General features: G+C 55.7%; 15 protein-coding genes. 10 read left to right on the forward strand and 5 right to left on the reverse strand.

Annotation, left to right across the window (positions count from 1 at the left end):
* Nucleotides 1-9: 9 nt before the first annotated feature.
* The 3 genes from C1J03_RS05840 to C1J03_RS05850 are packed head-to-tail and all read left to right on the forward strand — an operon-like array spanning nucleotide 10 to nucleotide 2,227.
* Nucleotides 10-714, forward strand: coding sequence for an ABC transporter permease (locus C1J03_RS05840; protein WP_114884601.1), 705 nt, complete (start codon nucleotides 10-12; stop codon nucleotides 712-714).
* Nucleotides 711-1,424 carry an ATP-binding cassette domain-containing protein gene (locus C1J03_RS05845; RefSeq protein ID WP_114884603.1) on the forward strand — a complete coding sequence of 238 codons (714 nt, stop codon included), beginning with the start codon at nucleotides 711-713 and terminating at the stop codon, nucleotides 1,422-1,424. Before C1J03_RS05840 ends, C1J03_RS05845 begins: the two co-directional genes overlap by 4 nt.
* Nucleotides 1,421-2,227 carry a substrate-binding domain-containing protein gene (locus tag C1J03_RS05850; RefSeq protein WP_114884605.1) on the forward strand — a complete coding sequence of 269 codons (807 nt, stop codon included), beginning with the start codon at nucleotides 1,421-1,423 and terminating at the stop codon, nucleotides 2,225-2,227. Before C1J03_RS05845 ends, C1J03_RS05850 begins: the two co-directional genes overlap by 4 nt.
* Nucleotides 2,228-2,247: 20 nt before the next feature.
* On the opposite strand, the gene C1J03_RS05855 is transcribed toward C1J03_RS05850, so the two are convergent.
* From C1J03_RS05855 to C1J03_RS05870, 4 genes are read right to left on the reverse strand one after another with little or no spacing between them, the layout of a single operon-like run.
* On the reverse strand, nucleotides 2,248-2,736 hold the full coding sequence (locus tag C1J03_RS05855; protein WP_114884607.1) for a DUF6505 family protein: 489 nt from the start codon (nucleotides 2,734-2,736) through the stop codon (nucleotides 2,248-2,250).
* Nucleotides 2,733-3,443 (reverse strand): biotin/lipoate--protein ligase family protein, encoded by a 711-nt coding sequence (locus C1J03_RS05860; protein WP_114884609.1) that lies wholly within the window; start codon nucleotides 3,441-3,443, stop codon nucleotides 2,733-2,735. Before C1J03_RS05860 ends, C1J03_RS05855 begins: the two co-directional genes overlap by 4 nt.
* Nucleotides 3,440-4,507 carry an Mrp/NBP35 family ATP-binding protein gene (locus tag C1J03_RS05865; protein ID WP_114884611.1) on the reverse strand — a complete coding sequence of 356 codons (1,068 nt, stop codon included), beginning with the start codon at nucleotides 4,505-4,507 and terminating at the stop codon, nucleotides 3,440-3,442. The genes C1J03_RS05860 and C1J03_RS05865 overlap by 4 nt, the downstream gene beginning before the upstream one ends.
* Nucleotides 4,508-4,510: 3 nt before the next feature.
* Complete coding sequence (locus C1J03_RS05870; protein WP_114884613.1) at nucleotides 4,511-4,702, reverse strand: DUF6494 family protein; 192 nt, start codon at nucleotides 4,700-4,702, stop codon at nucleotides 4,511-4,513.
* A gap of 70 nt (nucleotides 4,703-4,772) precedes the next feature.
* Between C1J03_RS05870 and C1J03_RS05875 the strand changes: the two genes are divergently transcribed.
* Nucleotides 4,773-5,498 (forward strand): cytochrome c, encoded by a 726-nt coding sequence (locus tag C1J03_RS05875; RefSeq protein WP_162798461.1) that lies wholly within the window; start codon nucleotides 4,773-4,775, stop codon nucleotides 5,496-5,498.
* On the opposite strand, the gene C1J03_RS05880 is transcribed toward C1J03_RS05875, so the two are convergent.
* On the reverse strand, nucleotides 5,492-7,441 hold the full coding sequence (locus C1J03_RS05880) for a 4Fe-4S binding protein (RefSeq protein ID WP_114888865.1): 1,950 nt from the start codon (nucleotides 7,439-7,441) through the stop codon (nucleotides 5,492-5,494). The two genes, C1J03_RS05875 and C1J03_RS05880, sit on opposite strands and share 7 nt — an antisense overlap.
* Nucleotides 7,442-7,812: 371 nt before the next feature.
* On the opposite strand from C1J03_RS05880, the gene C1J03_RS05885 reads away from it, so the two are divergent.
* From C1J03_RS05885 to fdh3B, 6 genes are all read left to right on the forward strand, one after another.
* Nucleotides 7,813-8,352, forward strand: coding sequence for a DUF3305 domain-containing protein (locus C1J03_RS05885; RefSeq protein ID WP_114888866.1), 540 nt, complete (start codon nucleotides 7,813-7,815; stop codon nucleotides 8,350-8,352).
* Complete coding sequence (locus tag C1J03_RS05890) at nucleotides 8,349-8,948, forward strand: DUF3306 domain-containing protein (protein ID WP_114884617.1); 600 nt, start codon at nucleotides 8,349-8,351, stop codon at nucleotides 8,946-8,948. Before C1J03_RS05885 ends, C1J03_RS05890 begins: the two co-directional genes overlap by 4 nt.
* Nucleotides 8,945-9,550, forward strand: coding sequence for a TorD/DmsD family molecular chaperone (locus tag C1J03_RS05895; protein WP_114884619.1), 606 nt, complete (start codon nucleotides 8,945-8,947; stop codon nucleotides 9,548-9,550). Before C1J03_RS05890 ends, C1J03_RS05895 begins: the two co-directional genes overlap by 4 nt.
* Before the next feature lie 55 nt (nucleotides 9,551-9,605).
* Nucleotides 9,606-9,794: a twin-arginine translocation pathway signal protein gene (locus C1J03_RS05900; protein WP_114888867.1), complete on the forward strand. Its 189-nt coding sequence runs from the start codon at nucleotides 9,606-9,608 to the stop codon at nucleotides 9,792-9,794.
* Nucleotides 9,795-9,957: 163 nt separating this feature from the next.
* Nucleotides 9,958-12,852: a formate dehydrogenase subunit alpha gene (locus tag C1J03_RS05905; protein ID WP_114884621.1), complete on the forward strand. Its 2,895-nt coding sequence runs from the start codon at nucleotides 9,958-9,960 to the stop codon at nucleotides 12,850-12,852.
* A 12-nt stretch (nucleotides 12,853-12,864) separates the two neighbouring features.
* Nucleotides 12,865-13,458 (forward strand): formate dehydrogenase FDH3 subunit beta, encoded by a 594-nt coding sequence (fdh3B, locus tag C1J03_RS05910; RefSeq protein ID WP_114884623.1) that lies wholly within the window; start codon nucleotides 12,865-12,867, stop codon nucleotides 13,456-13,458.
* Nucleotides 13,459-13,468: the final 10 nt, after the last annotated feature.

The following is a 13,468-nucleotide window of genomic DNA, read 5'->3' on the forward strand; positions in this document are numbered from 1 at the left end:
CTCAGACACATGAATGACCTGTGGGCAGGTATGTTGCAGGCATTTTGGATGGTGGCGAGCTTTGACCAAGAGCTTGCAGAAATTACATTGCGTTCCTTGCAAGTGACCTTAATCGCTTTGGCGATTGGCACATCCATCGCCCTGCCACTCGCCGCACTATTGGCTGTTCGCCGATTTCGATGGCGGCGGGGTGTCATAGCCGTGCTGAACGCTTTGATGGGTTTGCCGCCGGTTGTTGTTGGGCTGCTTGTCTATGTGATGCTGTCACGCTCAGGCCCGTTCGGTATTTTGGGTTTGCTGTTCACCCCTACGGCCATGATCATCGCACAGGTCATCATTATCGTGCCGTTGATTGCCAGTATCGCGCATCAGTCGTTGCGTGAATTGTGGTCAGAATATCATGATCTGCTCATATCGATTAATGTGACGCAGGTGCAAAAAATGCGAACCCTTTTGTGGGATGCGCGCCGCGCCCTTCTGACGGCATCTTTGGCCGGATTTGGCCGCGCTATTGGAGAGGTGGGCGCGATCATGATTGTAGGCGGCAATATTGATCATGCCACGCGGGTTCTGACCACGGCGATAGCGCTTGAGACGGGTAAGGGTGACTTTGCTTTGGCGCTCGCTTTGGGTTTCATCCTCATTGCCCTGGCGATCAGCGTGAACCTGATGATCCATTGGCTCAGCCGAACCGAGCAGGAGGGACGCTGGTGAGCGCGCTATTTCCTCTTAAGATCCGTGGTGCTCAAACATCGCGGCGGGGCAAAGTGTTGGTCGGCCCGATCGACCTTGATCTCGACGGGGCAGGGGTCACGGTGGTTATCGGACCAAACGGGTCTGGCAAAACCACGATGCTGCGCTTGCTGCATGGCACTGCGCGGTTAACTGGCGGCACAATTGAGTGGGCATGCGGTACTCAAGAGGCCCGGCACCATCAGGCGTTTGTGTTCCAGCGTCCCGTGATGTTGCGCCGCTCTGTCATCGACAATATTGCTTATCCGTTACGCATGAGAGGCACCGCAAGGAAAGCGGCCCACAAACAGGCCAGCGACTGGGCAGAACGCATCGGTTTGGACCACATGTTGGACCGCTCTGCCAACGTCTTGTCCGGTGGCGAGCAACAAAAACTGGCCTTGGTTCGCGCTTTGATCACCAAGCCCAAAGTGTTATTTTTGGATGAGCCATCAGCGTCGTTAGACGGCCGTGCCATGCGCGAGATCGAAGAAATCCTTCTAAGTGCTAAACAAGCGGGTACACGGCTGATTTTGTCGACACATGATTTTGGACAGGCCCGCCGGCTTGCAGATGAGGTCGTCTTTTTGCTGCACGGGCGTGTGCACGAGCAAGGTCCGGCAGTTGAATTTTTTGAGGCACCCAAGACTGCCCAAGCGCGTGCATTTCTAAAAGGAGATATCGTAGAATGAAGACCCTGATTGTTGCTCTATGGCTGGCCGTCTTGGGCACCACTGCTGTCGCGGGTGACGTGATGAAAGTGGCTGTCACCACCTCGTTTTATAACTCTGGGCTGGCCGACGTTCTTTTGCCGCAGATTGCCGAAGATTTGGATCTTGAAGTTCAGTTATTGGTGGTTGGCACAGGCCAAGCAATTAAGCTGGGGCAGGCGGGAGATGTTGACGCGATTTTGGTCCATTCGCGTGCAGCAGAAGAGGCATTCGTGGACGGGGGGTATGGCACGCACCGACGCGAAATCATGTACAATGACTTTGTTGTCATTGGTCCGCAAAATGACCCCGCTGGCGTGAGTTCAACGCAAGCAGCATCCGCTGCTTTGCAAGCGATCGCAGCCGCTCAATCGCCTTTTGTCAGCCGAGGGGACGACAGCGGGACGCATAAAAAGGAGCTCAGTCTGTGGAGCGGTGCGGGCCTGAAAGCCGAGGGTTATGGCAGCTGGTACAGGGCTGTTGGGGCAGGGATGGGGGCGGCGTTGAACACGGCGTCAGGCATGAATGCCTACATCCTATCAGACCGCGCAAGCTGGCTGAACTTTGGCAACAAGGGCGATCTGGCGTTGTTGTTTTCGGGTGATCCGGTCTTGTTCAACCAATATGCATTCCTGCCGGTTAATCCAGAATTGCACTGGCACGTCAAATCAGTCCTTGCAACAAAACTCGAAGGTTGGCTGACATCGCCGCGCGCAGCCGATTTGATTAACGGCTATCAGATCAACGGTAAAACTCTGTTTACTTTCAACGCCGTGCCTGACTGAGGGCGGCGGCTAGTTTGGCTCTAGAGTTCGTATTCATCTACCGATCCGTGGATCGCGAATTGGTCGATGCCGGCATCTTGAGGCTCAATTGAGCGGTAGGCTTCGTTGACCCCCGCAGATGTAAGCTCACGTGCGACTGTGAGAAGCAGATTGGGGTCGTGATCTTCGCACATCTCAATCATCTGGTTCAGCTCTTCTGCCGCAACCGGGCGTGCCGCCTCGATTGAGGGAGCGCCATAATAGGTGACAAAATGCTGCGCCAGAATGACTGTTAAGGTGCCGACCTCGGAGGCTTCAATCTGTGTGACGGCCACAAACGTCACGCGCCCGCCCGTCTCAAGGCCAAACCAGCCGTTTGAAAAGGCTTGGCGCGCTTTGCCGATCAGATCGCCTTCGGTCCAATTGGAAAACTCGAAACCGCCCGAAATGCACCATTCGCCGGTGCGGGCAGGAATGTGAAATACCCGTTGGTCACTTTCGTCAAAATGGATCGCGCGGGCGAGTTTCATGGCGTGGCCTCCAGCAAAGTAGTTAAGGGGATCAGGTCGGTCGTTTCGCCGTGGCGCAGCAACATGCCAAAGCGTTCATCAACGCCCACAAAAGTGCCCGCGATACCATTGCGTTGCACGTCTTCGCCGATACCGTAGGCGATGCCGCGCCATTCATCATACAATGGTTTGGTGCCCAGATCTTCCCAGCGGCCAATCCAGTTCAGGGTGTGGCGCGCAAATGCCTCGACAAGGGCAGGGGCCTGCACCTCGACGCAGCCTTCAGCGTAAAGTGTGGTCTCATTCGGTGTGTCGCCGCCCGCGTCTTCGTTTTCAGGCCAGAGGGGTAGGGTGAAACCCACCACCAACCAGTCAGGGACGGCCGTCGGATCAGGGTCCGAGGCCGCCATCTTGAACTGTCCGCAGGACGCGCCGTTGATGCGCACGCCACCGTCCCAACCCAGATGTACGGCCACTTCAGGTGGTGCCAAAGCACCCAACGCATTTTGAAATCCCACGGCGCAGAGCGGCAGCATCGCAACCGCATCCGCCAATGGCACCTCGGGTGCAAAAACGAGGGCCACCTGTAGTGTGTTGGCCCCCAGATCATGGGCAATCAGACCTGCGTCACAGCCTTGCGTTGCGCGCAAACAGGCATGATCGAACGCAGGTCCATTTGCGACCTCATCCCACAGAAGGGGTGGCAGGCTAAGGTCAGCTGTGCTCATGCGAGGTCTTTTTCGATCAAGTGTTTAGCGACATCAATAAAGGCTGCAGCCTGGGACGAGTCTGGTTGGCTAACCACAATCGGAGCACCGCCATCAGCAGCAAGACGAATATCCAGATGCAGGGGTATTTCGGCCAACAGCGGGATATCCAGCTTCGCCGCTTCAGCCGCAACACCGCCATGGCCAAAGACATGTTCTTCGTGACCGCAGGACGAACAGATGTGGGTCGACATATTCTCGATCATACCAACCAAGGGTACTTTCAACTGTTGGAACATGTCGATCCCTTTGCGGGCATCAATCAGCGCGACGTCCTGTGGCGTCGAGACAATGATTGCCCCATCCACATGCGCCTTTTGGCTGAGGGTCATTTGAACGTCACCCGTGCCGGGCGGCAGATCAACGATCAAAACATCCAGCGCGCCCCACTGCACGTGCGTGATCATCTGCTGCAATGCGCCCATCAACATCGGGCCGCGCCAGACAACTGCCTGATCGTCATTGGTCATCAAACCGATGGACATCATCGTAACGCCGTGATTGCGCATCGGCAGGATTATCTTGCCATCCGGGCTGGCGGGGCGGCCTGAAACGCCCATCATGCGGGGCTGGGACGGGCCGTACATATCGGCGTCCAGCAACCCAACGCGCCGTCCTTGAGCGGCCAATGCACAGGCAAGGTTCGCAGAGACTGTCGATTTGCCAACGCCGCCTTTCCCCGAAGCGATGGCGAGAATTCTGCCAATACCAGGGATCTTCTGCGGACCGGTAGGTTCTGCTGATTTTTGAGGCTTAAGTTGAGGTGGCGCAGGCTGTGCGGAATGACCGGTCAAAACGATAGAGACCGTTTCGACACCATCCAAAGCCGCCAGTTTGGTTTCTGCTTCTGCCTTTACGGCCTCATATTCCTTGGCAGCACTGGGCGCGATCTCCATCACAAACCGAACGGTACCATCCGGTTCAACATTTAGGGCCCGCATGACTCCTGCGGAGACGATATCGCCTTCACTGACCACATCGGAGATGGATTTCAGAACATCCAGAACTGCTTCACGATCGGCCAATTCTTAGTCCTGCCCTTTGATGTCGCCTGTGACCTCGTGGGTCAGACCAAGTTCTTGGATGGTGATGGTTGCGCGTGCTGTATAGGTTTTGCCACTGGTGCCTTGATCGCGCAATGCCTGCTCGATGGCTTGTTGTGAGGTAACACCGACTTGCTTGAGGAACTTGCGCATTGACATGTTGAAATCTTCTGACATGTGTTTCTCCCTTTGGGGTTTACGTATCGCAAAATGGGCGGTTAGTCTGCCCAATATGCGCATGATTTTGATGATCTGGATTTTGGTTTGTTTGCCCCTTGGAGCTTGGGCGGATGACCGGTTGGTGCGTCTTTACGCCCCGGTTGAGTTGATTGAGACTGGAGTGATGCGTCATATTTTGCCCCGTTTCACGCTCAAGACCCAAGTGCGCGTTGAATTGGTCGCGTCGCCTGATCAGGCGGATATGGCGTGGGGGACAGACGGGGTTGCGCTGTTTCAACACGGCGAGATGATCTGGCAAATGGCGCTGCAGGATGCTCCGCACGCTGGCACTGCGCGGTTTGCAGATTGGTTGAGCGGCGAGGTCGGGCAACGGACGATATTGGGGTTTGCCCCTGAAGGTACTCCGTTGTTTTTGGCCCCGGCCAAAGTTGCTGAGGCAGAAATTAAGATCGAATATGACGGCGATCCGAAGGCGGGGTTCACCTCTGCCAAGACCAAATGCGGGCGTTGCCATGCGGTGGATGACGGGGGCCGCATGAATGACATTGGATCCACACCTAGCTTTTTCGTGCTGCGGGTTTTTGAGAATTGGGAAGACCGCATTTTGTCGTTTTATGTTCTGCGTCCTCATCGGCCGTTTACCCAAATCAAAGGGGTTACCGAACCCTTTGCCATCAACGCTCCGCCTGCGATCAAGCCCATCGAGATGACGCTCGATGAACTGGATGACGTAGTGGCCTACGTCGCAACGCTTGAGGCTGCTGAACTGGGCGCGCCGCTGGTTCATCAGTGATCGCGTCGCTTTGCGAAATAATCTTCTGACGTGCGCACCTTTGGCCGATCAGCACCTTGAAGGGGGTTACCATCGCTATGGTATTGAACGTTGATCCGACAGTTGTCGCACATCTGGATCATACGCAGCTTGCCAGGATCCGAGAACATTGAGTGACCGCTCAGCTTTTCGGTGATCTTTTCGATCGTTGATTTCACACCGAACAATTCACCACACTCGACACAGGCAAAGGGCTCTTCCTCGTTCAGCACTTCTTGGCTGAGGGCACTGTCGGCAAGGTTCAGTCGTGGTTCATACCCGATAGCGTCCTCTGGGCAGACACTGGCGCAGATGCCGCATTGTAGGCATGCGTCCTCTTGAAAGCGCAGTTGCGGCTGGTCAGGATTATCAAGCAGAGCGCCAGATGGGCAAAGCGAAACGCAGGACAAGCACAGCGTACAGCTTTCCTTGTCGATCAGTACGGCACCGTATGGAGCGCCCTCTGGCAGCGCCAACGTCTCGGTATTTGGGTGCAACGCGCGCGCCGACTGTCGGGTAATTTGACGGCGCGTGCCCATCGGGCGAACAGGTGTTTCGATAGGGCTGGGCACATCCGCCCCAAAAAGGGCATCCGACATCGCGTCGGGGTCTGTTACGTTCAGGATGCTGATCTGGTCGGAACCCGCCAATGCGGTCGCAAGCGAGATTTGCGCATTCAAAGCATCCATGTCTGTCGAAGGGCCAGGCAGGATCGTGACACTTGCAAAGCCAGCAGCAAGAGCGGCAATCGCCTCTGCATGTCCAAACGCATTCAGCGCAGACATTTCCAACGGAATGACATCAACAGGCAGGCCGGAGCCGTGCCGTGCGGACAGTGAGATCATCTCAGAACCATGCGCGTTTACGACCAACAAGCGGGGTGCATCGCCGCCGGCATCTGTGAAAGTCTTGGCCAACGTCTGTATCCGGCGAAAGATCATTTCGACGGGCGGTGCATCATAGCTGATTGCGCCAGACGGGCAGACCGCTGAGCAAGCACCGCAGCCCGCACAGATCATCGGATCAACGGTGACGTGGTCGCCATCGGGGACAATTGCGCCGGTCGGGCACAGGTCAAGGCATCTGGTGCAGCCTGTTTGTTCAGCGCGCGAATGGGCGCAAAGCAGGCTGTTTGTCGTCACATAAAGAGGTTTTTCAAACGTACCAACCATATGCGAAGCCGCAAGTGTTGCAGCGGCGACTGCGGCTGCGTGGCTGGGATCAGCGCGCAGGTATCCTTCGCGTTTTTCATGTGCAGGAAACAGGGGCGTCTCGCCGCGCAAATCTATCAGAATGTCACATTGCGACGAACCGCCTTGGCGGGGATCTGTCAGATTGGGGGTGCCGCGCCCTCCGGGCTCGATCAGCTGCAGCGCGTCGATGACAACGTCAAATTGTCCCAACGCGCCTGAAGCGCGACGCAACTTTCCGACAATCACATCAAAGTCACGGGTATCTGGAACGTCTTTGGGATCTTCAAGAAGTACCGTAACCCCCAGATGTTCCCTAAGGTTTTCTGCCATCTGGAGCGCGACATCCGCCTTGCCGATGATGAGGCAAAGCCCCTCGGAAATGACATCTAGGGACTTGCTGGGCGCGGCGGACAAAAGCGCCTCGGCAGCCAATGCGGACATTTTGGGCACATTATTGCCCGTATCTGAAGTCCAGCCGGCCCGGTCACGCAGGTCGAAGGTGGGGGCTGGATCGACACCTAGTTCCTCGGCCAAAGCCACAAAACGGCGGCTCTCTTGGCTGCAACAAATAATTGCATCACCCTGGGTCAGGGCGGCAGCCGCGACGCTAATTTCAGTTGTGCAGAGCATTGTGCAGGGCTTTGCGACCTCAATACCGGTCGCGTTTGATATTGCCTCAGCGTCAATGGCCTGACTACCTACACAGTCGCATGTTATCAATCGCTTAGACATTTTCTCACCCTCTGAAATCACGTCGTTTTCGCAGGGAATAACCGCGAGGACGCCGCGCAGGTTAGGCTTGATTCGAACTGCGCGACAACCACCTTTCTCGAAAGGCCCCTTCCTATGAAACGGTTTGGGCCAGCACATTTGGTAGGGGTGATTCGGAATTCTTGGGAACAATTGAAACCCGATCATTTTAGTCGAGATAGACAATTCGTCCATCAGCCCCCCGACCAGTAAGCCCAGTATCCCATTTTGTCTAAAGTGACGCTTGATTGCCGTGATGGGTTATTCAACGCTTTGTAACTTTGCCAAATTGCAGCAGGTTAATGCCTAACAGGGAGACGGGGTTGATACACAATCCGAACATGTACCAAACGATACCAGTGGGTGTGGTGCTGCGGCGCACGCCGGGTGTTACGCGTTGGGCACCCTTTGCATGGACCGCTAGCGGTATTTTGACCGGTGCTCCAGAGGTCTCGTGGCGAGAGTTACGCAGGGAAGGGGACGCGGTGGAATACCATGCGGCGACCCATGTGCTTGAATTGCACGGCGCTGAAACTGAAGCCTACCTTCACGGTCTGTCGTCGCAGGTGCCGTGTGTCTATGTCGTGATGCGTGAAAGCGAATGTTCAGATTTTCCGCTGGAAGTTCTGCTGGTCACTGCTTCGCCTTACGAAGCACAGGACTACACAGACAGCGGTGAGGAATTGGTTGAAAAGGTTCCGATGCCCGCAGGGTTGATCGCGTGGGTTCGCGACTTTGTTGAGAAGTACCACCAAGAAGAAGTTTTCGTGAAACGCAAACGGGACCGTAAGCGGATCGACGAGAAAGAAGACGGTATCGGCGATGGCCGTATTTCTCAGCTTGGGGATGTTTACCGTTCGCCAACTTCGGCCCGTAAGGAGCGCTTGCAATGAGCGACTTTTGGAGCAAACGCAAAGCCGCCGTCGAGGCCGAGACTAATGCTGAGTTGGTTGAAGCACATGAAGTTGCGCTTGAAGCATCAACTGCGGAAAAGACTGATGCGGAAATATTGGAAGAACTGGGATTACCCGATCCCGATACCATGCAAGAGGGCGATGATTTCAGCGCCTTCATGTCAGATTTGGTCCCCGCACGCCTTAAGACGCGCGCGCTGCGCAAGCTTTGGCGGTTGAATCCGGTGCTGGCGAATATTGATGGCCTCGTTGATTACGGCGAAGATTTCACCGATGCTGCAATGGTGATTGAGAACATGCAGACGACCTATCAGGTCGGCAAAGGCATGATGGCACATGTCAAAGAGCTGGCACGCCAAGCCCTGGAGAAAGAAGAAGGGGCTCAGGATACGCCTGTCGAGACAGACGAAGACGATGAGCCAACGATAGAAGAGCTGATCGCGGCGGATGTTAATGAGGACGCACCTGAGGAAGTTGTTGTCGCCTTGACCGACACTGTCGCAGAGCCAGAGACCGCTCCAAATCCGGCGCACCACCGGATGCAATTTCACTTTGAGGATCAACACCCAGCATGAGCGAAGCGCTGCAAACAAAAGTCGCCGAAGAAGACCGCCTGCGGGCAGATCTCTATAACTTTCTTGGTGTGCTGCTGTCCGGTCCGCCGGACGAAACCCTACTAACGATGACAGCGGGCCTTTCAGGGGATGAAAGCCCACTGGGTCAAGCGACCACGACGCTGGCCAAAATGGCAAAGCTATCCAAGGTCAAAACGGTCGGCAGTGAATATAACAAACTGTTCATCGGTTTGGGGCGCGGCGAGTTGCTTCCATATGCCAGCTACTACTTAACCGGGTTCCTCAACGAGAAGCCACTGGCACGGCTGCGTGATGACATGGCGGTGCGCGGGCTTCAGCGGGCAGACAATGTGTTTGAGCCCGAAGACAATATCGCCAGCTTGATGGAAATGATGGGCGCGATGATTGTCGGGCGCTTTGGCGTTGAGGCTACGTTGGAGCAGCAAAAGACGTTCTTCAACACACATATTGCGCCTTGGGCGGCGCATTTTTATTCAGATCTCGAAGGGGCAAAGAACTCAATTTTCTACGCGTCCGTGGCCACAGTTGGCCGCACGTTTATGGAAATCGAAGCCGAAGCCTTTCGGATGAGCGCGGGTTAAGGCCCGTATATCGAGCGGCGGGCAACCGTCGGAACAATCAATGGAGGAGATTGATATGAGCAGAAAAGAAGACGGTGCAAGCCGGCGCGATTTTCTGAAACTGGCCGGCACATCGGCACCGCTTGCGGTTGCAGCTGTTGTGGCCAGCGGGGGCACTGCGCAAGCAGCCGAACCCGACCTTTCGTCAGACAAGATGCAGGATACCCTGCACACGCGTGCCTATTTGGACAGCGCAAAGTTCTGACAATGCATCCCCTTTCGAGGGGTAATACGGCGCCCGGGCGACCGGTCGACGAGATAAACGGCAAAAAGCGACTGGTTGCGTGACGCCCGACTGCTAAAAGCCACAATTGAAGCCAAGCGAGCAAGGTCCCGAAGGGGCCAAGCGAGCAAGGGAGGACAACATTATGTTGAGGAAAAAGACCAATGGGGTTGCGCGACGCTCCCAGCGGACAAGTATCCTGTCAGAAGCGGCCAACGCTTCAGTAGATCGGCGTGCATTCCTGCGCGGTTCCGGTCTGGCCATTGGGGGCCTTGCGGCAATCGCCGCAACAGGGGGTACGGTGCAGCAAGCATCCGCCGCCGCAGCTAACCCCGGTTTGGTCGAGACAGTGAAATCTGTATGCACCCACTGTTCAGTCGGTTGCACAGTTATTGCAGAAGTTCAAAACGGTGTTTGGACAGGCCAGGAGCCCGGTTGGGACAGCCCGTTTAACCTTGGAGCGCATTGCGCCAAAGGTGCATCGGTGCGCGAACATGCGCATGGTGAACGCCGCCTGAAATACCCGATGAAAAAAGTTGATGGCGAATGGGTTCGCATCAGCTGGGAAACGGCGATCAACGAGATCGGCGATGGCATGAACACGATCCGCGAGGAAAGCGGACCGGATTCAGTCTATTGGTTGGGTTCTGCCAAGCATAACAACGAACAAGCCTATCTGTTCCGCAAGTTTGCCGCCTATTGGGGCACAAACAACGTGGACCACCAGGCGCGGATTTGTCACTCAACCACAGTTGCGGGTGTTGCGAACACCTGGGGTTACGGTGCGATGACGAACTCGTACAACGACATCCACAACTCCAAGTCGATCTTCATCATTGGTGGTAATCCAGCCGAAGCGCACCCCGTTTCGCTGTTACACTTGTTGAAGGCGAAAGAGCAAAATAACGCGCCGGTGATCGTGTGTGATCCGCGCTTTACCCGAACAGCGGCACACGCGGATGAATATGTCCGTTTCCGTCCCGGTTCGGACGTTGCGTTGGTCTGGGGTATCTTGTGGCATATCTTTGAAAACGACTGGCAGGATAACGAGTTTATCCGCACCCGCGTTTGGGGCATGGACCAGATCAAAGAAGAAGTCCGCAAGTGGAACCCAGAAGAAGTTGAGCGCGTGACCGGTGCCCCCGGTGAGCAATTGCGTCGCGTGGCCCGTACGTTGGCCAACAACCGTCCCGGCACCGTAATTTGGTGCATGGGTGGTACGCAGCACACGACAGGCAACAACAACACACGTGCGTATTGCATCTTGCAGTTGGCCCTTGGCAACATGGGTACTTCTGGCGGCGGTACAAACATCTTCCGTGGCCACGACAACGTGCAAGGCGCAACGGACCTTGGTGTTCTAAGCCACACGCTGCCCGGCTATTATGGTCTGTCAGCGGGTGCATGGGCACACTGGGCGCGCGTTTGGGAAGAAGATCCTGAATGGCTTGGCAATCAGTTTGCAAAGACCAAAGGGGCAGACGGCAAAGAGAAGTCGTTGCAAAACCTGACCGGTATTCCGGTATCTCGCTGGATTGATGGTGTTCTCGAAGATCCTGAGAATACGGACAACCCAGATAAGGTGCGTGCGATGGTTCTGTGGGGCCATGCGCCCAACTCGCAGACCCGTATGACGGAAATGAAAACGGCGATGGAAAAACTCGACATGCTTGTCGTGATCGATCCTTATCCAACCGTTTCCGCCGTACTGCATGACCGGACCGACGGGGTTTACTTGTTGCCTGCTTGTACCCAGTTTGAAACGCGTGGCTCTGTCACCGCGTCAAACCGGTCGTTCCAGTGGCGTGACAAGGTCGTTGACCCATTGTTCGAAAGCAAACCTGATCACGAGATCATTGCACTGCTTGCGGATAAGTTCGGCTTTGCCGACCGTTTGCTGCGCAACATCGAGATGGACGGTGAGCACGTGCCGAACGTGGAAAGCATCACCCGCGAATTCAACCGCGGCATGTGGACCATTGGCTACACGGGTCAAAGCCCTGAGCGTATCAAGATGCACATGGCAAACCAGCACACTTTTGATCGGACCACGCTTCAAGCGATTGGTGGACCGGCTGATGGTGACTACTACGGTCTGCCATGGCCATCATGGGGCACTGCCGAGATGAACCACCCTGGCACACCCAACCTCTATGACATGTCCAAACGTGTCTCTGAGGGTGGCCTAACGTTCCGCGCCCGCTTTGGTGTTGAACGCGAAGGCGACAACCTGTTGGCCGAAGGCGTTTACAGCAAGGATTCTGATATCCAAGACGGATATCCCGAATTCACGATGCAAATGCTGATGGACCTTGGTTGGGATGGTGATCTGACGGCTGAGGAACGCGCGACGATTGACGCCATTGCTGGGCCCAAGACCAACTGGAAAACCGACCTTTCAGGTGGGATCCAGCGGGTTGCGATTGCACATGAATGTGCGCCATTTGGCAATGCCAAGGCCCGTGCCGTCGTCTGGACCTTCCCAGATCCGGTACCAGTCCACCGCGAGCCGCTCTACTCCAACCGTCGTGATCTTGTTGCGGATTATCCAACTTACGAGGACCGCAAGTTCTACCGTCTGCCGACCATGTATGCGTCGATCCAGAAGCAGGACTTTAGCCAAGAGTATCCGATGATCCTCACGTCTGGCCGTTTGGTCGAATATGAGGGTGGCGGTGACGAGTCTCGGTCAAACCCATGGTTGGCCGAATTGCAGCAAGACATGTTTGTCGAGATAAACCCCCGCGATGCCAATAACCTTGGTGTACGGGATGGCAAACAGGTTTGGGTCGAAGGGCCTGAAGGCGGCAAGGTCAAAGTCATGGCAATGGTCACCCCACGGGTCGGAGAGGGCGTCGCCTTTATGCCGTTCCACTTTGGCGGCCACTTCCAAGGTGAAGACCAACGTAGCAAGTATCCAGACGGCGCTGATCCGTATGTGTTGGGCGAAAGCAGCAACACGGCGCAGACCTATGGCTACGATTCAGTAACTCAGATGCAGGAGTCTAAGTCGACCCTCTGCAAAATCTGGTCAGCGTAAGGAGACGAAAGAATGGCAAGAGCAAAGTTCCTTTGCGACGCTGAACGCTGCATTGAATGTAATGCTTGCGTGACCGCGTGTAAGAACGAACACGAAGTGCCTTGGGGCATCAACCGGCGACGGGTGGTGACCATTCAGGATGGCCAACCGGGCGAACGCTCGATCTCGGTCGCCTGTATGCATTGTTCAGACGCACCTTGTATGGCCGTATGCCCGGTCGACTGCTTCTACCAAAACGAAGAGGGGATTGTTCTACACTCCAAAGATCTTTGTATTGGGTGCGGCTACTGCTTCTATGCATGCCCCTTCGGCGCGCCGCAGTATCCACAGGCTGGCAACTTTGGCAGCCGGGGCAAGATGGACAAATGTACATTCTGCGCTGGTGGTCCTGAAGAAAACCACTCCACTGCCGAATTCGCCAAATATGGGCGTAACCGGATTGCAGAAGGCAAATTGCCGATCTGTGCGGAGATGTGTTCAACCAAGGCTCTGTTGGCGGGAGATGGCGACACCGTTTCCAACATCTACCGCGAGCGCGTCGTGTCTCGTGGCTTCGGCTCAGGTGCTTGGGGCTGGGGTACAGCATACGAGCAAAAGGGCGGCTAAGGTCGATTAT

Source organism: Sulfitobacter sp. SK012, assembly GCF_003352085.1.
Lineage (GTDB): Bacteria > Pseudomonadota > Alphaproteobacteria > Rhodobacterales > Rhodobacteraceae > Sulfitobacter.